Here is a 17,692-nt window from a genome sequence, read left to right as displayed (position 1 = left end):
TCAGATTCATTAAAAATTGTCCGAAAAAGTGTCTTAATTTATGAGACCATTATAGTTCCCGGTGGTGCTGGGGCTGGTGGTGCCTTGGTCTACAACTTGTCAGATACCTTTTTCATCGCCCGGACCAACGACACCGACCTCATCGCCGGCGTGTCGCTCTGTGCGCCGGTCTTTACCGCCCTGATGGCCTTCGGCAACATCTACGGCCAGGGCGGCAGTTCTCTGATCTCCCGGCTGCTGGGTCAGCAGGACGGGGAGGGCGTGAAGCGGGTCAGCTCCTTCTGCTTTTACATCGCTCTGGTCACCGGCGTGATTCTGGCTGTGCTTATGACGGTATTTAACCGGCCCCTGCTGACGTTGCTGGGAGCAGATGCCGACACAATGCCCCACGCCTTCCGGTACTACATTGTGCTGGTGGTCTGCGCGCCCGTCATGGTGCTCAGTTTCATCCACTCCAGCCTGGTCCGATGTGAGGGAATGTCCGCCGAGTCCATGATCGGCACCGTCCTGGGGGCGGTCATCAACATCATCCTGGACCCCATCCTCATCTCTGTGGTCGGCATGGGTGCCATGGGCGAGGCGGTGGCCACGGTAATCGGCTATTTCTGCAGCGTCCTCTATTTCCTCTGGCTGCTCCGCAAAAAGAGCCGCTGCCTATCCGTCAACCCATCTCTCTGCCATGTCAGCGGCGGGGAGCTGCGTCAGATCCTGGGCGTGGGCGTGACGGCAGCATTGAGCAATCTCATGCAGAGCCTGTGTGTCATTGTGGTCAACCAGTTCCTGCTGCCCTACGGCAACGATAAGATCGCCGCCATGGGCATCGTGCTGAAGGTCAACATGATCGCCCAACTGGTGCTCACCGGCTTCGCCTTCGGCGGCGTACCCCTCTTCGGGTATCTGTACGGCGCCCAGCGCCGGGCGGAGATGAGGAAGCTGGTGCGGTTCTGCCTGGGCTTCCTGTGCGCCCTTTCCCTGGTGCTGACAGCCGTCCTGTGTCTCTTCGCGTCGCCGCTTATGGGCGCTTTTGTGAAGGATACCGCTATGATCGCCACAGGGGCTGAGATGCTCCACTGGCAGGCGGCCTCCACGGTGTTTGCCGGAATCGTGCTGCTGCTGACGGTGTTGTTTCAGGCCACCGGTAAGGTTGGCCCGTCTTTCGTGCTGTCTATCAGCCGCCAGGGGGTGGTTTTTGTGGCGGCGCTGCTGGTCTGCGTGAAGCTCTTTGCGTACAATGGCGTACTAATGGGCCAAGCGGTGGCGGATGTGGTCAGCGCCCTGATCGCCTTGGGCCTACTGGTGTGCTGCAATCCCATGCGGTCAGAACCCTGAGAAGCCCAGGCGAATATGGAACGCGGAGTGTCCGGGTGTCGGGCACTCCGCGTTTTACAGTTTCTTCTGTAAGTACACCATATCAACCAGCTACACCTCACGCTTGTAGATTGTGCCCATTGCTGTGTTGTCTGGTGCACAAGCACAATATAGGGGGAATTTTGATATGGATGGATCGCTTGGCAGGCGACAAATCCCTTCGTCCCGTCATGCATCAAACAAGGTGATTTGCGTACCGTTCTCTCGCAGGAGTTGGAGCAGATCCTCGGTTTTGAGCCATACGGTGGAGGTGTTTTCATTGGGATGAACGCCGATCAGTCCAGAGCCCTCCAGAAAGGACTTGTCCAGCCAAAAGGTCACCCTATGTTCCTCATCATTGAGCAGACCCAGGGGGGTCACCGCACCGGGGATCAGGTCAAGCATATCCATCAGGTCCCGATCTGAGGCAAAAGTCAGAGGTCGGGTGCCATTTTGCTGCCGGAAAGCCTTCAGGTCTGTCCTCTTGTCGCCCTTGACCGTGATGAGATAGTAATTGCGCTTTTTATCATCCCGGATGAAGAGGTTCTTGGCATCTGCCTCCGGGTAGGGAAGCTGGATCTCCGCCACCTCTGCCATGTTGAAAACGGCTTTGTGCTCTGTCACTTCGTGCCAGATGTTTCTGGCGCTGAGGAGCGCGTAAATCTCTTGCTTATTCATCGTCAGACCTCTGCGTTCTCAGAATCTGTTCCATCGCCTTGCCCTTGGACAGCTCGTCCACCAGCTTGCCCAGGTACCGAATCTCCCGCATCAGGGGATCTTCGATCTCCTCCATCCGTATGCCGCAGATTTTACCTGTAATCCGTGTGCGATCAGGGTTCAGAAACGGGGCGTTCCGGAAGAAGTCACCGTAACTGACCGTGGACTGTTCCGGGCGGGAGATGTCTCCAGCGGTGTATCCGGTGAGCCAAGTGGTGACTTGGCCCACCTCTTTTTGCGTGCGGCCTTTCCACTCCGCTTTCGCCACCGGTAGGGAATAGAGCTTTGCAAAGGGCATTTCCGTGACATCCCTACGGGGCATGACAGCGCCTCCTCGCTTTTAGTTGTCATCATATCATATGCCGCCCTGCCTGACAATCCAGTAAAGTAAGGGGAAGCGGTTTCCTTGATTTCCGGCATCTTTCGAATCATCTCATAGTGTTTGGATACTGTGTACCAAGTCACCTTGGCCTCTTTGGCAATGACGCTGTAATTTGTCTCTTCGGGTGGACCTTCATGCACGCCCGGATCTGTCGTTGCTTCTTTGCGAGTTTCTCCGGTGGTATGATGCCCCGTATCCGATCCTGGATGGCTTGCTACTCTGCGTTCAGCTGTGTTGGATCAGCACCTTCTGCTTACTTCCCAGGGGTGTGGGCGTAGACGCATTTGAAATGATTGGTGTCGTCCGGTCAAGCGGGGGAGTGTGGCCCTCAAAGAGATGGTGGATGATAGACCCGGTATCAGGTTTTTGGGCACGTCTCATGACTGGTTGGGAGTCGGTAAGCGGATTCGGTGCTGCCTCAGAGAATTCGAGGACCTATTCTTTGATATAGCGATGCAAAGAGATGATCTGTTTAGCTCTAAAAGTCTTGTATGATTTTCAAGACAGAGGTACCATTTTTCAAACTTGGAGGAGAATTGGGTTGCCTGGGTTGTTATTGTGGTTTACGAATTCTGGCCAGAACGTTTTTGTTGACCACATGTAAGACCACAGGCAGAGCTGGAATACACGGAAGCAGCGGAAACAAGGACGCTAAAAAATGACTGAATTTGAACAGAAATGACAAAAAGTCACTATAAACGACTATAAAAAATACAAAAAACATCTTTGGAAGTTTCTGGTATTAGAAACGAATAATCGAAAAAAGATGACCAATTAAGATTCTAAAGCAGGGATAACGCTCTCAAAGATTGGAACATAGTTATATATTTTTATTAAAATTCACCATCGCAAACAGCAACGAAAAGTTTGCTAAAGCAAGCGTAAAAGTGCGTAAAATTTTCAAAAATAGCGATAAATATCTTTATTTATCTTGCTATAATTAAATTTTTGGGCATTAAAACTTGCTTGCCACTCGCTTCTTCACGTATCTTTTGCTATCCTACCTCAAAGGCCTTCGTTAAATATACTTTGGGTGCCTATTTCTTTGTCTATAACAAGTTAAAAACTGCTATAGCTGATGGACAGAAATCAACCAGTTACATATCGTTTTCTCCGGTAATCCCGACCTCCGGATGTTCTTTGGGCTGATCCAGGAACTGTCGGGATTCCTGAAGGCGCTGCTCCATGTCCGCAATTTCCGCCTGGAGCTGCCGGCGGCTCTTGGTTCGGTTCATCTTCAAAAAGAGGTGATATCGCTCTTGCAGGGATTTCTCTCTGGGCGGAAACGCAATGACCGTGTCGCCGATCTGATTGCCCTCCAGCTCGTTCTGGCAGATTTCATCGTCCATGACCGCCATATAGAGGGCATATCGGGTGAACTCCTTGAGGGGCATCCGGATCATCCAGCGCCAGCAGGCGACAGAGGCGGTTACGACTGCCAGGCAGCCCAGAGCAGCAATTTTATGACCTGTTTTCATCTCCCTTTATCCTCCCATGTTCTGAATTTGCCGGACAGACTTTGCCTCCAGAAAGCGGCGGAATTATGACATGCTGCCGCCATCCAGACTGGCTTTCTCCATGGCCAGGGCATGGTCTTTCCCCATCACAAAAATGAGGTGATCCTGCGTCTGCGCCAGCGCGAGGATCTTGTCATAGTGCCACCTGGATTCTGCCGCCGCAGTTTTTACCAGATAGTGGTCGGGATAGAATGAGGTATCGGCGGCATCGGTACCCGGCAGGGCTTTGCGCTTTGCAAAAGAGCTGTTGAGGGCATCCTCTTTCCAGCTGATTAGCAACAATGCTGCAACGGCCACACAGTTTGCCGTCATCTGCCAGACAGATCCCCAGGACAGCCAGTGGGATACCAAGGAAAGCCCAATGATAATCCAGGCATAGAGGCGGACCCTGCGGCTTCTTTTGACCTGGACTGTTTTCCGGATGGCCCTGGCCATGGCGGTCAGTGTCTTTTCATCGTATGGAGTATGACAGGAGAATTCCATCGGTACCTCCCGGGCCATCGTGGCCTTCCGTGTTATGCGTGGGCTCCATGATACCAGAGAAACAGGGATTTGGTATAAAGATTTCCTTAATTTTATTTAAGAATGAGCTGCTCGCCACTGCAATTCTTTGCGCACCAAGGCTTTGCTCATCTTTTGAAGATGGAAGGTTGGGAAATGGGAATTGCCTTTCTTACCCGAACCCCGTATAATGGCCACAAAATGAAAGCATGGCAAGCTGAGTGCTGCCTGCCGATCCATATGAAAAGGAGAACCCTATGAATTTGATTATCCAACACCTTTCCAAGCAATTTGAGCAGAAAGAGGTTTTGCGGGACATTGACTTTACCTTTTCCGATGGCAAGATCTACGGCCTGCTGGGCCGCAACGGTGCAGGCAAAACCACCCTCTTCAACTGCCTGAACCGGGATCTCAAGGCGGAGGGCGGCAGCTTCTGTCTGGAAGAGGGCGGCGTGCGCAGGGAGGTGGCGCCGGAGGATATGGGCTATGTGGTCTCCACCCCCACAGTGCCTGAATTTCTCACCGGACGGGAGTTTTTGAAATTCTTTGTGGACATCAACCGAGACTCCATCCAGGACCCCAAGTCTCTGGATGAGTATTTTGACATGATGAGCATTGCCCCGGAGGACCGGGACAAGCTTTTGAAGGACTACTCCCACGGCATGAAGAACAAGATGCAGATGCTCATCAACATCATTGCCCAGCCTAAGGTCTTGCTGCTGGACGAGCCGCTGACCTCCCTGGATGTGGTGGTGGCCGAGGAGATGAAGGGGCTCCTCCGCTCTTTGAAGGAAGGCCGGATCACCATTTTCTCCACCCACATCCTGGATTTGGCCCTGGATCTGTGTGATGAAATCGTGCTGCTCAGCCACGGGGAACTGGAGAAGGTGGAGAAGTCCAACCTGGACAGCCAGGAGTTCAAAGAGAAAATCATCGCGGCGCTGAAAGAGGAGACCTATGCTTAATACACTGCGGATATCCTTTTCCCTGAAAAATACTTACCGGGTCAACAGCATCCTCTACTCCATCAGGCAGATCCCGCTGGTGAAGCATCTGCTGCCTGCCACCATTTATCAGGTGAAAGGCTTCAAGATCTTTGCCAATGTGCTGTCGGTTCTCTGGGAACTTGTCACCATCTTTCTTTTCAAGTTCCTTTACTTCTTCCTGATGGTCCTGGCACCGGGGGATCTTCATCCCATGGTGCCTGCCCGGGAGTCCTTTTTGCACATCCTGTTGTTTTTGACCCTGGTGGGCTCGTACATGCACACGAACCTCTTCGACCCCTCCCGGGACAAGTACTATGCCATGATCCTTCTGCGGATGAACGCCCGGTCCTACACCCTGGTGCACTTCGGCTACGATCTGGCGAAGACTGTGGTGGGCTTCCTGCCCTGTATGCTCCTGTGGGGACAGATGCAGGGAGTGCCTTTGTGGCTGTGCCTGCTGATTCCCTTCTGCGTGGCGGGGGCCAAACTGGCGGTATCCGCTTACTCGCTGCGGGACTATGAAAAGCACGGGTATGTCCGCAACGACACGAAACTCCAGAAAAGCGCCTGGATTCTGACATTCGTGCTGCTGGCCCTGGCCTATTTCCCGCCCACCATGGGGATCGTTCTGCCCCTGCAGCTTTCCGCCGCTTTGTTCCTGCTCTGCCTCCCGGCGGGGATCTGGGGGCTTCGGGAGATGGTGCGTTTCCCCTATTACCGGGAGATCAACAAAGAGCTGCTGTCCCAGGTGACCAACCAGATGGACACTGTGAAAAAGGCGGCCAAGACTGCCAGCGAGAAGACCATCTCCACAGACGGCTCCATCACCAGCCGGAAGCAGGGCTTTGAGTACCTCAATGAGCTCTTCATCAAGCGGCACCGGAAGATCCTGTGGCGCTCCACCCTCCGCATTGCTGCCGTCTGCGCCTTTCTCTGCTGCGGCGTCCAGGTACTCATGGCCGTACAGCCCGGCACCAAAGCAGATATTAACGAGATGGTGATGACCTGGCTTCCTTATTTCGCCTTCATCATGTACCTCATCAACCGGGGCACCGGCTTTACCAAGGCGCTGTTCATGAACTGTGACCACAGCCTGCTGACCTATTCGTTTTTCAAGCGACCGGACTTTGTGCTCAAGCTCTTCCAGATCCGCCTGCGGGAGATCATGAAAATCAACGCGGTCCCGGCTCTGGTCATCGGCGTGGGCCTGTGTTGTACCCTCTATGCCTCCGGTGGAACCAAGAATCCCTGGAACTATGTGGTGCTTCTGGTATCCATTCCGGCCATGAGCCTGTTTTTCTCCATCCACTATCTGACCGTCTACTATCTGCTGCAGCCCTACACGGCGGGGACGGAGATGAAAAGCGGCACCTACCGTATTGTGATGATCCTCACCTATGTGGCCTGCTACGCCCTGATGAATCTCCGCCTGCCCACCCTGGCTTTCGGGGCGGCGTGCATCGTCTTTTGCGTGGTGTACTCCGTCGTGGCCTGCGTTCTGGTCTACAAATTCGCTCCCCGGACCTTCCGGCTGCGCACCTGATGCCGCCTCAACATCCGCTTTATACTGGGACAACCGCCAAACGCAAGTTCACATTCAGATTTCCATCTTTCTCTGCAGGTACACCATATCCACCAACTGCACCCCGCTGTCATAGATGGGGTGGTCGTAGTGGTCGGTGAAGAAGTCCTTGACCCGATGATGCCTGCGAAAGCCGCAGGATTCATAAAACGGGATGGTGGAGGGGCTGTCTCCGGTACCCACCTGCAGCACCGTATATAGCCCTGCGTAGGTTTTGATTAAAAAATCTACCAGGGCTTTTCCATAACCGTTCCCTTGAAAATCCGGCTTCACGGCGATGTTTTTCAGCTCCAGAACGCCGTTTCCCTCGTCGGTCACTACGCATTCTGCTTTGACGCCATCGTCCTCCAGCACATACATGGTTCCACGCTCCAGGTAGCGGTCAATCATGTCCTCCTGCTCGTCCGCCAGCAACAGCAAATCGAGATACTGTTTTTTACCGGTTTCAACTTTCTTGATGTCCATGGGTACCCCTTACTTTTTCACAAGCCGCTTCAGTGCAGCGGCGTCCAGCAGATTCACCGTCACGAACTTTCCCCGATAAAATGCCGCCCAGTTATTGAAGACACAGGGCAAAGCCTTGGCCTTTTCCAGTGTATCTACCGGAATGAGGGTATAAGGCACCTCCATCTCGCCACAGGTTTTGCGTACCAGTTCCACACTCTGATGGATGTAGGGACACTGGGAACTGTAATAGATAGTCAGCTCCTGATTTTCAATCTCCTGCCGCTTGGCGTTCTCCGCAAACCGGGGCTTGGTTCCGTCAAAGGAGAGGGCCATGAGCCGGTAGCCGTCCGGGGTAGTATCCACTGTTTCAAAGCCATATTTCTCTGCAAAGGTCTGGTCCGAGAGCCAGGCCTTTTGCTTTTCCGCTCCCAGCATACACACACCGGATTTTCCCCTGGCTTTGGCATCGGCCAGGCAGTATTCCATCAGCTGCCTGCCGTAGCCCTTGCCCTTGAAGTCCCCGGAGACCCACAGACAGTAAATGTAAAGATAATTCTCACCCTCCACCGGCACCCAGGCCGTCTCCAGAGGGGCGTACTCGATGAACACCACACCCTTGGCGTCCAGCTTGCGGAACACATGGCCTTCTTTCAGCCGCTCTCTGAGCCATGCCCGCTTGGCCTCCACGCCGGGGTGGGGCTTCTTGCTGCGGATGATACAGCACAGGTGCTCCTGAGAAAGATTTTCTTCTGTCAGATTGAGAAAAGAATGCTCCATAGCTGTACCTCCCGGCGGATTTTTCTTTATGATACCATGCCCACTCCGGTGAAACAATCCCCGCTTGGCAGAACAAAAGATTACCGTTCTGAGTCAAACATGACAGCCAGTTGTCGCGTTTCTATGGTATAATAGCAGCATAACGACTATGATCCTCTGCTTTTCAGCCGTTTTTCCCAGCCCTGGGGGCAACCGAAAAACATGGCATGGTATCATACAGACAAACCAGGAAAGGCGGTGCATCCCATGAAGATGGAGCGGCTCATCGGCATCCTGTCCATCTTGCTCCAGAAGGAGAAGGTCACCGCCCCGGAGCTGGCGGAGCAGTTCGAGGTATCCCGCCGGACCATCCAGCGGGACATTGAGTCCCTGTGCCGGGCAGGCATCCCCATCTCCACCACCCAAGGAGCGGGCGGCGGCATCTCCATCATGGAGGGCTACCGGGTGGATCGCACTGTGCTCACCGATCCGGAGATGCAGGCTATTCTGGCAGGGCTGAGGAGCTTGGACAGCGTCAGCGGCACCCGGCGCTATGCCCAACTGATGGAAAAGCTGTCCGCCGGGACAGGCGGACTGGTACCCGGTGGGGCCCACATGCTCATCGATCTCTCCTCCTGGTACAAGACCAGTCTGCCGCCGAAGATCGAGCTCATCCAGGGGGCCATCGAGCAGCACTGCACCATCCGTTTTACCTATTTCTCCCCCAAAGAGGAATCGGAGCGGACGGTGGAGCCCTACTACCTGGTGTTCCACTGGTCCACCTGGTACGTGTGGGGCTGGTGCCAGACCCGGGAGGATTTCCGCCTGTTCAAACTGAACCGCATGACGGAGCTCACCTCAGGGGAACCCTTTGCCCCTCGTTCCGCGCCTCTGCCAGACCTTACGCCGGAGCGCATCTTTCCGGCCAAATATCAGGTCACCGTTCTCTTTGATCCGGCCTGCCGCTGGCGGCTGGTGGAGGAGTACGGGGCGGACCGCTTCACTGTGGAGCCGGATGGCAAGCTGCGCTTTATCGGCGGCTTTCCGGACGCGGACAGCGTGCTCAGCTGGGTCCTGACCTTTGGAGATCAAGCGGAGCTGCTGGAGCCGCAAGAGCTGCGCAAGCTGCTTGGAGATTTGACCGAAACATTGTCCGACCGTTACCGTAGGAGGGATTAGCATGGCGTCTCATCAGGACTTTGTGGACTATGTGGCCGAGCAGCTGCGGGATGCGGGCGCCATCCGCAGCCGGAAGATGTTCGGCGAGTATGGGCTCTTCTGCGACGGCGTGTTCTTCGCTGTCATCTGTGACGACCAGCTCTTTGTGAAGGTCACTCCGGCGGGTGAAGCAACGTTTCCAAACCTATCCAAGGCTCCGCCTTACGAAGGAGCCAAGGATTACATCTGGGTGGAGGATGTGGACGACCGGGACACCATGACAGCCCTTACCCGCCTTACCTGTCTGGCCCTTCAGGAACAGCAGCCGAAAAAACGGAGGAAATGACCATGGCTTTTGACTACAAGAAAGCGTACAAGGAGTTCTATCTGCCGCCCAGGACGCCGGGTATCGTCACGGTGCCCGCCATGAACTTCCTGGCGGTGCGGGGACAGGGCGACCCCAACGAGGAAAATGGCGCCTACAAGCAGGCCCTGGGGATGCTCTACGCCGTGGCCTTCACCATCAAGATGAGCAAAATGAGCAAGCAGCACAAGCTGGAGGGATACTTTGACTATGTGGTACCGCCTCTGGAGGGGCTGTGGTGGCAGGAGGGTGTCCATGGGGTGGACTACGCCCGCAAAGCGGATTTTCAGTGGATTTCCCTCATCCGCCTGCCGGAGTTCGTGACGAAAGAAGTCTTTGATTGGGCCATCCGGGAGGCCACGGAAAAGAAACAGCAGGACTTCTCCACGGTGGAGTTCTTCCCCTGGGAGGAGGGCTTGTGCGTCCAGTGCATGCACATCGGTCCCTATGACGACGAGCCCGCCACCGTGGCCGCCATGGCCGAATACGCCAAGGCTCATGGCTACCAGGAGGACTTCGGGGAAGGGCGGTTCCACCACGAGATCTATTTGAGCGATGTGCGTCGGTGCAAACCGGAGCGGCTGAAAACGGTGATCCGGCAGCCGATTAGAAGGGCGGAGTCATGAACCACATTCCGATACAAATCCGAAAAATCCATCCGGATGAGTACGGCCTTCTGCGGGAGTTTCTCTATCAGGCCATCTATCTCCCGGAGGGTGCCCCGCCGCCGCCCCGGTCGGTGGTGGATCTGCCGGAGCTGCAGGTCTATATTGCCGGCTTCGGCACACACTCCGGCGACGATTGTCTTGTTGCCGAGGTGGAGGGGACGGTGGTCGGCGCGGCGTGGAGCCGCATCATGGAGGATTACGGCCACATCGACAGCAGTACCCCATCCCTGGCCATCTCAATGCTGCCGGGATACCGTGGACTTGGCATCGGGACCCAGCTGCTGAACGGACTTCTGCTTTTACTGCAGGAGAATGGGTATCTCCGAGCATCCCTCTCTGTTCAGAAAGAGAACCCGGCGCTGCGCCTGTATGAGCGGGCAGGCTTTCGGATTTTAGCGGAAAAGGACACGGAATACTTGATGCTGCGGGACATCGCCAAGTATATTGATATGGAGGCGGCACCATGAAAGGCTTTACCCGTACAGAAACCCGCTTTTCCCTGTGCGGCCTCAACTGCGCCGTGTGCAGTATGCACCTGGGTGGCTACTGTCCTGGCTGCGGCGGCGGAACAGGCAATCAGAACTGCGCCCTGGCCAAGTGCTCCCTGGAGCACGGCGGCGTCCAGTTCTGCTGGGAGTGCCCGGAGTACCCCTGCACCCGCTACGAGGGCTTCGACGATGGGGATTCCTTTATGCCCTACCGGAACCGGCAGCAGGACATTGCCCGGGAACGGGAGGTGGGGCTGGAAGCCTACCTTGCCCAGTTGGAGGAAAAACGGGCAATTCTTCATGAGCTTCTGGATCGTTACAACGACGGCCGCCGCAAGACCCTTTTCAACACGGCGGTTTATCTCCTGTCCCTGGAGGATTTGCGCTCCGTGATGGCCGATTTGGGCAGCCGGCCGGAGTTGGAAGATCGACCAATCAAGGAGCGTGCCCTTGCCGCTGTGGGGCTGCTGCAGGAGGCGGCTGGCCGTCGGGGCATCAGCTTGAAACGCAATAAGAAACCAAAGAAGGGGTGAGCGCATGGCGACTTCCAAGGTGACAGTCCATTTTCCCTGTCCGGTGGAACAGGTGTGGAAGATCGTGACCGACCTCTCAAATACCGCCTGGCGCAGTGATTTGTCCCAGGTAGAGGTTCTGGACGAGACCCACTTTTTGGAGTACACCAAAAGCGGCTATGCCACGCATTTTACAGTCACAGCCTGTGAGCCGGCCCGTTACTGGGCCTTCACCATGGGCAACGGCAATATGTCCGGCACCTGGGAGGGCATCTTCCAGGCGGCGGAGGGCGGCACGCGGCTTACCTGCACCGAGACCGTGGCAGGTAAGCACTGGTGGATGCGACCCTTCGTCCCCAGCTATCTGAAGCGGCAGCAGAAGCGGTATCTGGACGATTTGCGGAGGGAATTGCTGAAATAAGTTGTGTTAATCTGCGTTGCTTGCGGCAACGGGCCATTCTCCCTACAATGAGAGCGAAAGGAGTGAGCCCACATGTTAAACGAAAACATAAAGGCGATTAGAAAATCAAAGGGGCTTTCCCAACAAGAGCTTGCCGTGAAGCTGAATGTGGTGCGGCAAACCATCTCAAAATGGGAGCAAGGATTGTCTGTCCCGGATTCCGATCTGCTGATCTCCCTGTCGGAAGCCCTTGAGACACCTGTGAGCACGTTGCTTGGAGAGACTGTGATGGAGTCGGAGGCGGATGCGGTCAAAGCGCTCTCCGAAAAGCTGGAGATTATCAATTTGCAGTTCGCACGGAGAAAGACGCTTAGAAGAAAAGTCCTTCATTGGTCGCTGATTTCATTATGCGTAGTCATCGTGGCAGTATCCGCAGCCTTGGTGGTCGTCAACAGTCCTTACCTGGGTTGGGATTTTCATGACCCGGAAATTGCCGTTGCAGGCACGGCTTTTCACGCATTTGAATGGCTGTTTGTCAGGTTGGCACCCATTGTCCTGATGGCGGCAATGGTCGGAGTTTGTTTAACGCGGAAAAAAGCATAAGGAGTTTCTCCGGAAGGGAAGTCCCGCTGATTACAGAACTTTCCCCCTCAGGCTAACATCCATCCTCGGTTGAAATCAGCACAAAGGGCCAAAGGTGTCGTTCTCTTTTGCCCTTATATCCTCTATGATCATATCAGCAGCTGCCCAGAACCAATCAATCGATCATAAGAGGAGAATACTACCATGAATACGGATAAAATTTTTGCGGAAGCCATTGCCAACGAATATGCCCCTAAGGATACCTCCAAGGTCGTTGCCCTGAGAAAGCTGGACCGGAAGGCAAAGGGTCCGGCCAATATCTTCGCCTACAGCTTCGGTGTCCTGATGACCCTGGTCCTCGGCCTGGGGATGTGCCTTTCCATGCAGGTGATCGGTGGGGGCGGCGTCCTGATGACGGGCGCCGGGATCCTCCTGGGGATTCTGGGCCTCATCGGCGTGGGCCTGAACTACCCCGTCTACAAGAAACTCCTGCGGTCCGGCAAGGAAAAATATGCCTTTGAGATCATGCAGCTGGCCCGGGATATCAGCGAATCGGCAGAATAAACACGAGAGGAGGGCGGCAGATGAACAAGTCCGAAAGCAAATACTTCAATACCGCCCTGCGGATGGACGAGGCGCTCCTGGCCCTGCTGGAGGAGAAGGACCTGGAATATATCACCGTGAAGGAGATCTGTCACCAGGCCGGCGTGAACCGGTCCACCTTCTACCTGCACTATGAGACTATCGCCGACCTGGTGAACGAGACCTTAGAGATGATCAACCAGCGTTTTCTCTCCTACTTCCCCCAACAGGAAGAAGAGATCCTGGGCAACCTGGACAGCCGGGAGCGGGAAGAGCTGGTTTTGGTCACCCGGGAATATCTTCTCCCTTATCTCCGCTTCATCCGGGACAACAAAAAGGTCTACCGGGCGGCATTCCGGAATCCGAGCAGCGTGCAGGCTCATACACGATATGGGGAACTAAAGCAGCATATCCTGCGCCCCGTTCTGGAACGGTTTGAGATCCCGGCCTCCCACCGCCCCTATTACATCGCCTACTATGTGGAGGGCATCGCCGCCATCGTCAAGGAATGGCTGCGGCAGGACTGCGCAGATGAGGTGGAGATGATTGCCGACATCATCGAGTCCTGTGTGCGGCCCAGGGACGATAGCCATGAGAAATAACGGCAGGGCTGCGCGCTTCTTCCGGATATAGAGGGAGGATTGCATCTATCAAACTCTGATGAGCGCCGCTGTGCCTTTGGCAGCACGGCGCTCTTTGCATCAGCTCCGTATTGCTTCTGGTAAGCGCGTGATTTATGCGGTCATTGTGGCCATCACTGTGCGGGTGCTGCGGAAAGGGGTGAGGCAGCCAGGTGGCTCTGCTTGTGGACGGCAAACATAAATCCTCCTGTCCTGTGCTGCTCTGAAGGCAGCACAGGACAGGAGGATTTTCCATTGATCATTTTTGGTAGAAGACCATATTTCCCATAGCCTTGGACTTTTCCGGGTTTGTATCTCCCTTTACTTCCGCAAAATCTGTTCCATGGATTTTCCCTTGGCCAATTCGTCCACCAGTTTGTCCAGGTACCAGATCTCCCGCATGAGAGGATCGTCTATTTCCTCCACCCGGACGCCGCATATCGTCCCTGTGATAAGCTCCCGGTTGGGATTCATGTCCGGGGCGTTGCGAAAGAAGTCACCGTAGCTGATGCCGGATTGTTCCAGCCGGGACAGCTCTTCCGGGGTGTATCCAGTGAGCCAGGCGGTCACCTGATCCACGTCTTCCCGGGTGCGGCCCTTTTTCTCAGCCTTGGCTACCAGCAGAGGATAGAGTTTTGCAAACGGCATCTCTGTTACATCCATACGGGGCATATCGTCATCCTTTCCCGGACTCAGTCATCCAACGGGGACTTGCCATCAGAGCTGATATATACCGCAGTTGATGGGTTCATCATAACATGAATACGACCATCTGACAATCCGCACAAGGGAGTAGAGGCAGGCGGTTTCATCCCCCTTTCTGGGGGATTCCCAGCTGCGAAAGAGGGACAGGCTCCCGGCTTTTCACCGAGGGCCTGTCTCGCCTTTATTTTGCCCAATCAACCACGGCGTCCCGCAGAAAGTGGGCACAGCCGGGTACAGCCTTGTCGTAGTAGACCGTGAACCGCGGGTCATTCACATAGAGTTCCGCGATTCCCCGGTGTTTGGCAGGGTCGTATTGATTTCCGGTGATGGTGAGCCACCGGCGGTGGAGAGCGCAGATTTCCTTTCCCGCCTCACTCTCCGGGGAGAGGCCCGCTTGGATGGCTGCTTCCAGCCGCTTTTGGATCTCACGGCCCAAGTCGGTCCACTCCCGGTACTGCTCCAGAGTCAGATTCATCACCGCGGCGTTGGCCTCGTCCACCTCTTTGTCGCCGTACTTGGCGCGGATCTCTGCTCCGTAAACTTCCTCGTTGTGGGCTACCGTGCGTTGCTTGAACGCCTCAAATTTCTGCTCATCGCTCATGATCTCATTCCTTTCTTCCGCTCCGATGGTGTCTTTCACCGACCGGATCAGCCTATCCAGCCGTTCCCGCTCTGCCTCCAATGCGGCCAAGTGGCTGCGCAGAGCGGCCAGACGGTCAAAGGAGGGATCGTCCAGGCATTCCTTGATCCGGGCCAGCTCCACCCCCAGGGCCCGGTAATAGAGAATATCCTGCAGCCGGTCTACCTCTGCCTTGCCGTAATAGCGGTAGCCGCTCTCCGCTACACGGCTGGGCTTCAGCAGCCCGATCTGGTCGTACCAGCGCAGGGCGCGGGTGGTCACCCCGGACAGGTGCGACAGTTCCTGGATGGAATACTCCATAAACATCCCTCCCTGAGGATAGGGTATCAGTTGACGGAGCGTCAGAGTCAAGGGGAATTTTAAATTTGATGGATCTCCTGCTGCAACCGCTCCAAAAATTCCGCAGCCGGGATCCCGTCCATCTGGGTGTGGTGGAACTGGAAGGACACCGGCAGGGTGGTGCGCAGCCACTTTTTCCGGTATTTGCCCCAGATGAGGAAGGGGTTGTTGTAGCATCCGGCGTAAATGTTCACCGCACCGTCGATCTCATACCCCGCCAGAGCGGAGGTGCCGATGACCATATAGTCCTCGCCCAGCTCAAAGCTCTCCCCGCTCTCGCGGACCTGTCCGGTGAGCTTCCGATAATCCCGATTAAATTGCTCCAAATCATCGGAAACGGGAATGTCACAGGTGGCGATGGCGCCGTCCCGAGTGGCCACCACGGTATTGATCGCCAAGCGGTCGTACTCCATCAGCTTGTCTCCCACCGGAAGCAGGTAGAAGTCCTCCGTCCGGGCCGCCGCTTTTCCGATGCACCAGCACAGGAGCATATTGAATGAATAACCCCGTTTCCGGCTCATCCGTACCAGCGCCGTTACATCCAGGGTCTTTATCAGGGTCACCATGGGCATGGGAGCCTTCATCCAGAGTTCAAAGGCCAGCGCCCGGGAGGTGCTCTTTGGATCTATTTCTTTCATGTTGTTCTCCATTCTGTTTATGAAGTCCGGTTCGGTTGGCCGCGGTAAGTATCCCATATCATAGCATAACGCTTTATGGCAGGCAACCGAATCCCATGTTCCAAAGCCGGAACTTGTGGTATAATGGAACACCATAAGTCAAATGAAAGCAACAAACGACGAGGACCAAATATGAAACGCATTTTTCTTTTAGAGGACGATGAGACCCTGGGGCGGGGGATCGCTATGGCCCTGACAGGGCCGGAGGCATCCGTCTTTTGCCGCCCAAACTTGGCAAAGGCCCGGGAAGTGCTGGCGGAAGATCGATTTGACCTGCTGATTCTGGATGTGAATCTCCCTGACGGCAGCGGCCTTACTCTGCTGCGTCAGGTGCGCTCGGAGGGCGACGCCACTCCGGTGATTCTGCTCACCGCCAACGATCTGGAGTTGGACGAGGTCACCGGGCTGGAGGCCGGTGCGGACGACTATATCACCAAGCCCTTCTCTCTGGCGGTACTCCGAGCCAGAGTGAATGCCCAGCTCCGCCGAAGAGCCCCCAAGGTATCCCAGACCCTGTCCATGGGTCCCTTTGCATTTGACTTTGAGAACATGGATTTCCGCCGGGACGGCAGGGGAGTGGAGCTCTCCAAAACCGAGCAGAAGCTGCTGCGGGTGCTTTTGGAAAATCGGGGGCATGCCGTGCCCCGGGCTACGCTGGTGGACCGGGTATGGACGGATGGCGCGGAATTCGTGGAGGAAAACGCCCTGTCCGTCACGGTCAAGCGGCTGCGGAGCAAGCTGGAGGCGGATCCGGCCAGGCCGGAATATCTGAAAACGGTGTACGGCATCGGTTACATCTGGGCGGTGAAGTTATGATGGGGTATCTTGTGATGGGCGCGGTGATACTGCTGGTCCTGGCTGTGGTCATCTATGACCGCTGGCGGACATCCCGCATCGTCCAGCGGCTGGACGATATGCTCACCGCGGCCATGAACGGCACTTTTTCTGAAGAGACTTTTGACGAGAGCCGCCTCTCCTCTCTGGAGAGCCGGCTGGGGCGGTATCTGGCGGCCAGTGCGTTGTCTGCACGGAATGTGCGGGAGCAAAAGGACCAGATCAGCGCCCTGATCTCCGACATCTCCCACCAGACCAAGACGCCGGTGGCCAATCTGCAGCTCTATGCCCAGCTGCTCTCGGAGCAGCCCCTCACGCCCCAGGGGAAGGACTGTGCCGCCGCCATCTCCGCCCAGGCGGAAAAGCTCCAAACGCTCATCGAGGCCCTGGTGAAGACCTCCCGGCTGGAAACGGGGATCCTGGCCCTCCACCCCCAGAGCGGCGAGATTTCCCCGGTGGTGGAGCGGGCCGCCGCCCAGTATGCCCCCAAGGCGGCGGAAAAGGGCATTGCCCTGACCCTTAGGCAGAGGTCAGGCTCCGCCGTTTTTGATCCCAAGTGGACGGAGGAGGCGTTGTGCAACCTGCTGGACAACGCCGTGAAGTATACCCCTTCCGGCGGGACCGTGACGGTGGAGGTAAAAAATTATGAGCTGTTTTCCGCCATCCGGGTAACGGATACCGGCCCGGGCATTTCCGAGGAGGAGCAGGCTAAAATTTTCGGACGGTTTTACCGCGCCCCGGGCGCCTGGCAGGCGGAGGGCGTGGGGATTGGCCTCTACCTCACCCGGCAGATCGCCGAAAAGCAGGGAGGCTATGTGAAGGTGGAGAGCACCCCCGGAATGGGGAGCATATTTTCACTCTACTTGCCCCGGGAATCATAGGAAAGCA

Annotated in this window: 23 protein-coding genes; 14 read left to right on the top strand and 9 right to left on the bottom strand. The window is 55.8% G+C overall.

Annotated features, from left to right (window positions below):
- Positions 1-84 precede the first annotated feature (84 nt).
- Complete coding sequence (locus tag ACT67G_RS06785; protein WP_443663672.1) at positions 85-1,329, top strand: MATE family efflux transporter; 1,245 nt, start codon at positions 85-87, stop codon at positions 1,327-1,329.
- Between the two features lie 207 nt (positions 1,330-1,536).
- On the opposite strand, the gene ACT67G_RS06780 is transcribed toward ACT67G_RS06785, so the two are convergent.
- The 4 genes from ACT67G_RS06780 to ACT67G_RS06765 form a co-directional block, all read right to left on the bottom strand.
- Positions 1,537-2,025 carry a prolyl-tRNA synthetase associated domain-containing protein gene (locus tag ACT67G_RS06780; RefSeq protein ID WP_443663670.1) on the bottom strand — a complete coding sequence of 163 codons (489 nt, stop codon included), beginning with the start codon at positions 2,023-2,025 and terminating at the stop codon, positions 1,537-1,539.
- Complete coding sequence (locus ACT67G_RS06775) at positions 2,018-2,386, bottom strand: DUF2200 domain-containing protein (RefSeq protein ID WP_443663668.1); 369 nt, start codon at positions 2,384-2,386, stop codon at positions 2,018-2,020. The genes ACT67G_RS06780 and ACT67G_RS06775 overlap by 8 nt, the downstream gene beginning before the upstream one ends.
- A 1,157-nt stretch (positions 2,387-3,543) precedes the next feature.
- Entirely contained in the window at positions 3,544-3,924 is a 381-nt protein-coding gene (locus ACT67G_RS06770; RefSeq protein WP_443663666.1) for a hypothetical protein, read from the bottom strand.
- Between the two features lie 63 nt (positions 3,925-3,987).
- The gene (locus ACT67G_RS06765) at positions 3,988-4,446 is read right to left on the bottom strand and encodes a YcxB family protein (protein ID WP_443663665.1); all 459 of its coding nucleotides are present in this window, start codon (positions 4,444-4,446) and stop codon (positions 3,988-3,990) included.
- A 275-nt stretch (positions 4,447-4,721) separates the two neighbouring features.
- On the opposite strand from ACT67G_RS06765, the gene ACT67G_RS06760 reads away from it, so the two are divergent.
- Complete coding sequence (locus tag ACT67G_RS06760; RefSeq protein ID WP_325247611.1) at positions 4,722-5,429, top strand: ABC transporter ATP-binding protein; 708 nt, start codon at positions 4,722-4,724, stop codon at positions 5,427-5,429.
- Positions 5,422-6,993, top strand: a complete 1,572-nt coding sequence (locus ACT67G_RS06755) for a hypothetical protein (protein WP_443663663.1) — start codon at positions 5,422-5,424, stop codon at positions 6,991-6,993. The genes ACT67G_RS06760 and ACT67G_RS06755 overlap by 8 nt, the downstream gene beginning before the upstream one ends.
- 54 nt (positions 6,994-7,047) lie before the next feature.
- On the opposite strand, the gene ACT67G_RS06750 is transcribed toward ACT67G_RS06755, so the two are convergent.
- Entirely contained in the window at positions 7,048-7,497 is a 450-nt protein-coding gene (locus tag ACT67G_RS06750) for a GNAT family N-acetyltransferase (protein WP_443663661.1), read from the bottom strand.
- A 9-nt stretch (positions 7,498-7,506) separates the two neighbouring features.
- Positions 7,507-8,256, bottom strand: a complete 750-nt coding sequence (locus ACT67G_RS06745) for a GNAT family N-acetyltransferase (protein ID WP_326215880.1) — start codon at positions 8,254-8,256, stop codon at positions 7,507-7,509.
- 246 nt (positions 8,257-8,502) lie between these two features.
- Here ACT67G_RS06745 and ACT67G_RS06740 point away from each other — a divergent pair, with 246 nt between their 5' ends.
- The 9 genes from ACT67G_RS06740 to ACT67G_RS06700 all read left to right on the top strand — a co-directional run bounded on the left by ACT67G_RS06740 (position 8,503) and on the right by ACT67G_RS06700 (position 13,591).
- Entirely contained in the window at positions 8,503-9,414 is a 912-nt protein-coding gene (locus ACT67G_RS06740; RefSeq protein ID WP_443663660.1) for a helix-turn-helix transcriptional regulator, read from the top strand.
- Between the two features lies 1 nt (position 9,415).
- Positions 9,416-9,739: a TfoX/Sxy family protein gene (locus tag ACT67G_RS06735; RefSeq protein ID WP_325247606.1), complete on the top strand. Its 324-nt coding sequence runs from the start codon at positions 9,416-9,418 to the stop codon at positions 9,737-9,739.
- A gap of 2 nt (positions 9,740-9,741) precedes the next feature.
- Positions 9,742-10,383, top strand: a complete 642-nt coding sequence (locus ACT67G_RS06730) for a GyrI-like domain-containing protein (RefSeq protein ID WP_443663657.1) — start codon at positions 9,742-9,744, stop codon at positions 10,381-10,383.
- Entirely contained in the window at positions 10,380-10,892 is a 513-nt protein-coding gene (locus tag ACT67G_RS06725; RefSeq protein ID WP_443663655.1) for a GNAT family N-acetyltransferase, read from the top strand. Before ACT67G_RS06730 ends, ACT67G_RS06725 begins: the two co-directional genes overlap by 4 nt.
- On the top strand, positions 10,889-11,446 hold the full coding sequence (locus ACT67G_RS06720; protein WP_443663653.1) for a DUF3795 domain-containing protein: 558 nt from the start codon (positions 10,889-10,891) through the stop codon (positions 11,444-11,446). Before ACT67G_RS06725 ends, ACT67G_RS06720 begins: the two co-directional genes overlap by 4 nt.
- Before the next feature lie 4 nt (positions 11,447-11,450).
- Entirely contained in the window at positions 11,451-11,846 is a 396-nt protein-coding gene (locus ACT67G_RS06715; protein ID WP_443663651.1) for an SRPBCC family protein, read from the top strand.
- A 72-nt stretch (positions 11,847-11,918) separates the two neighbouring features.
- The gene (locus ACT67G_RS06710) at positions 11,919-12,428 is read left to right on the top strand and encodes a helix-turn-helix domain-containing protein (RefSeq protein ID WP_443663649.1); all 510 of its coding nucleotides are present in this window, start codon (positions 11,919-11,921) and stop codon (positions 12,426-12,428) included.
- A 183-nt stretch (positions 12,429-12,611) separates the two neighbouring features.
- The gene (locus ACT67G_RS06705) at positions 12,612-12,971 is read left to right on the top strand and encodes a dihydropteridine reductase (RefSeq protein ID WP_325244452.1); all 360 of its coding nucleotides are present in this window, start codon (positions 12,612-12,614) and stop codon (positions 12,969-12,971) included.
- 20 nt (positions 12,972-12,991) lie between these two features.
- Positions 12,992-13,591 (top strand): TetR/AcrR family transcriptional regulator, encoded by a 600-nt coding sequence (locus tag ACT67G_RS06700; RefSeq protein ID WP_443663647.1) that lies wholly within the window; start codon positions 12,992-12,994, stop codon positions 13,589-13,591.
- A gap of 339 nt (positions 13,592-13,930) precedes the next feature.
- On the opposite strand, the gene ACT67G_RS06695 is transcribed toward ACT67G_RS06700, so the two are convergent.
- The 3 genes from ACT67G_RS06695 to ACT67G_RS06685 all read right to left on the bottom strand — a co-directional run bounded on the left by ACT67G_RS06695 (position 13,931) and on the right by ACT67G_RS06685 (position 15,931).
- The gene (locus ACT67G_RS06695) at positions 13,931-14,281 is read right to left on the bottom strand and encodes a DUF2200 domain-containing protein (protein ID WP_443663645.1); all 351 of its coding nucleotides are present in this window, start codon (positions 14,279-14,281) and stop codon (positions 13,931-13,933) included.
- A gap of 214 nt (positions 14,282-14,495) precedes the next feature.
- Positions 14,496-15,254, bottom strand: coding sequence for a MerR family transcriptional regulator (locus tag ACT67G_RS06690; RefSeq protein ID WP_443663643.1), 759 nt, complete (start codon positions 15,252-15,254; stop codon positions 14,496-14,498).
- Between the two features lie 59 nt (positions 15,255-15,313).
- The gene (locus ACT67G_RS06685; RefSeq protein ID WP_443663641.1) at positions 15,314-15,931 is read right to left on the bottom strand and encodes a CatA-like O-acetyltransferase, family 2; all 618 of its coding nucleotides are present in this window, start codon (positions 15,929-15,931) and stop codon (positions 15,314-15,316) included.
- Positions 15,932-16,102: 171 nt separating this feature from the next.
- Between ACT67G_RS06685 and ACT67G_RS06680 the strand changes: the two genes are divergently transcribed.
- Both ACT67G_RS06680 and ACT67G_RS06675 read left to right on the top strand, forming a co-directional pair.
- On the top strand, positions 16,103-16,786 hold the full coding sequence (locus ACT67G_RS06680; protein WP_443663639.1) for a response regulator transcription factor: 684 nt from the start codon (positions 16,103-16,105) through the stop codon (positions 16,784-16,786).
- On the top strand, positions 16,783-17,685 hold the full coding sequence (locus ACT67G_RS06675; protein WP_443663637.1) for a sensor histidine kinase: 903 nt from the start codon (positions 16,783-16,785) through the stop codon (positions 17,683-17,685). Before ACT67G_RS06680 ends, ACT67G_RS06675 begins: the two co-directional genes overlap by 4 nt.
- Positions 17,686-17,692: the final 7 nt, after the last annotated feature.

Origin of the sequence: Dysosmobacter sp. (genome assembly GCF_052306735.1) — a bacterium.
Lineage (GTDB): Bacteria > Bacillota > Clostridia > Oscillospirales > Oscillospiraceae > Oscillibacter.
Note: the sequence above shows the minus strand (reverse complement) of the source record. Positions and strands in the feature narration are given on the sequence as shown.

What these genes read in the sequence shown, in the direction of transcription:
- ACT67G_RS06780 (WP_443663670.1), bottom strand. Translation starts at nt 2,025, where the DNA reads ATGAATAAGCAAGAGATTTACGCGCTCCTCAGCGCCAGAAACATCTGG.
- ACT67G_RS06775 (WP_443663668.1), bottom strand. Translation starts at nt 2,386, where the DNA reads ATGCCCCGTAGGGATGTCACGGAAATGCCCTTTGCAAAGCTCTATTCC.
- ACT67G_RS06770 (WP_443663666.1), bottom strand. Translation starts at nt 3,924, where the DNA reads ATGAAAACAGGTCATAAAATTGCTGCTCTGGGCTGCCTGGCAGTCGTA.
- ACT67G_RS06765 (WP_443663665.1), bottom strand. Translation starts at nt 4,446, where the DNA reads ATGGAATTCTCCTGTCATACTCCATACGATGAAAAGACACTGACCGCC.
- ACT67G_RS06760 (WP_325247611.1), top strand. Translation starts at nt 4,722, where the DNA reads ATGAATTTGATTATCCAACACCTTTCCAAGCAATTTGAGCAGAAAGAG.
- ACT67G_RS06755 (WP_443663663.1), top strand. Translation starts at nt 5,422, where the DNA reads ATGCTTAATACACTGCGGATATCCTTTTCCCTGAAAAATACTTACCGG.
- ACT67G_RS06750 (WP_443663661.1), bottom strand. Translation starts at nt 7,497, where the DNA reads ATGGACATCAAGAAAGTTGAAACCGGTAAAAAACAGTATCTCGATTTG.
- ACT67G_RS06745 (WP_326215880.1), bottom strand. Translation starts at nt 8,256, where the DNA reads ATGGAGCATTCTTTTCTCAATCTGACAGAAGAAAATCTTTCTCAGGAG.
- ACT67G_RS06740 (WP_443663660.1), top strand. Translation starts at nt 8,503, where the DNA reads ATGAAGATGGAGCGGCTCATCGGCATCCTGTCCATCTTGCTCCAGAAG.
- ACT67G_RS06735 (WP_325247606.1), top strand. Translation starts at nt 9,416, where the DNA reads ATGGCGTCTCATCAGGACTTTGTGGACTATGTGGCCGAGCAGCTGCGG.
- ACT67G_RS06730 (WP_443663657.1), top strand. Translation starts at nt 9,742, where the DNA reads ATGGCTTTTGACTACAAGAAAGCGTACAAGGAGTTCTATCTGCCGCCC.
- ACT67G_RS06725 (WP_443663655.1), top strand. Translation starts at nt 10,380, where the DNA reads ATGAACCACATTCCGATACAAATCCGAAAAATCCATCCGGATGAGTAC.
- ACT67G_RS06720 (WP_443663653.1), top strand. Translation starts at nt 10,889, where the DNA reads ATGAAAGGCTTTACCCGTACAGAAACCCGCTTTTCCCTGTGCGGCCTC.
- ACT67G_RS06715 (WP_443663651.1), top strand. Translation starts at nt 11,451, where the DNA reads ATGGCGACTTCCAAGGTGACAGTCCATTTTCCCTGTCCGGTGGAACAG.
- ACT67G_RS06710 (WP_443663649.1), top strand. Translation starts at nt 11,919, where the DNA reads ATGTTAAACGAAAACATAAAGGCGATTAGAAAATCAAAGGGGCTTTCC.
- ACT67G_RS06705 (WP_325244452.1), top strand. Translation starts at nt 12,612, where the DNA reads ATGAATACGGATAAAATTTTTGCGGAAGCCATTGCCAACGAATATGCC.
- ACT67G_RS06700 (WP_443663647.1), top strand. Translation starts at nt 12,992, where the DNA reads ATGAACAAGTCCGAAAGCAAATACTTCAATACCGCCCTGCGGATGGAC.
- ACT67G_RS06695 (WP_443663645.1), bottom strand. Translation starts at nt 14,281, where the DNA reads ATGCCCCGTATGGATGTAACAGAGATGCCGTTTGCAAAACTCTATCCT.
- ACT67G_RS06690 (WP_443663643.1), bottom strand. Translation starts at nt 15,254, where the DNA reads ATGGAGTATTCCATCCAGGAACTGTCGCACCTGTCCGGGGTGACCACC.
- ACT67G_RS06685 (WP_443663641.1), bottom strand. Translation starts at nt 15,931, where the DNA reads ATGAAAGAAATAGATCCAAAGAGCACCTCCCGGGCGCTGGCCTTTGAA.
- ACT67G_RS06680 (WP_443663639.1), top strand. Translation starts at nt 16,103, where the DNA reads ATGAAACGCATTTTTCTTTTAGAGGACGATGAGACCCTGGGGCGGGGG.
- ACT67G_RS06675 (WP_443663637.1), top strand. Translation starts at nt 16,783, where the DNA reads ATGATGGGGTATCTTGTGATGGGCGCGGTGATACTGCTGGTCCTGGCT.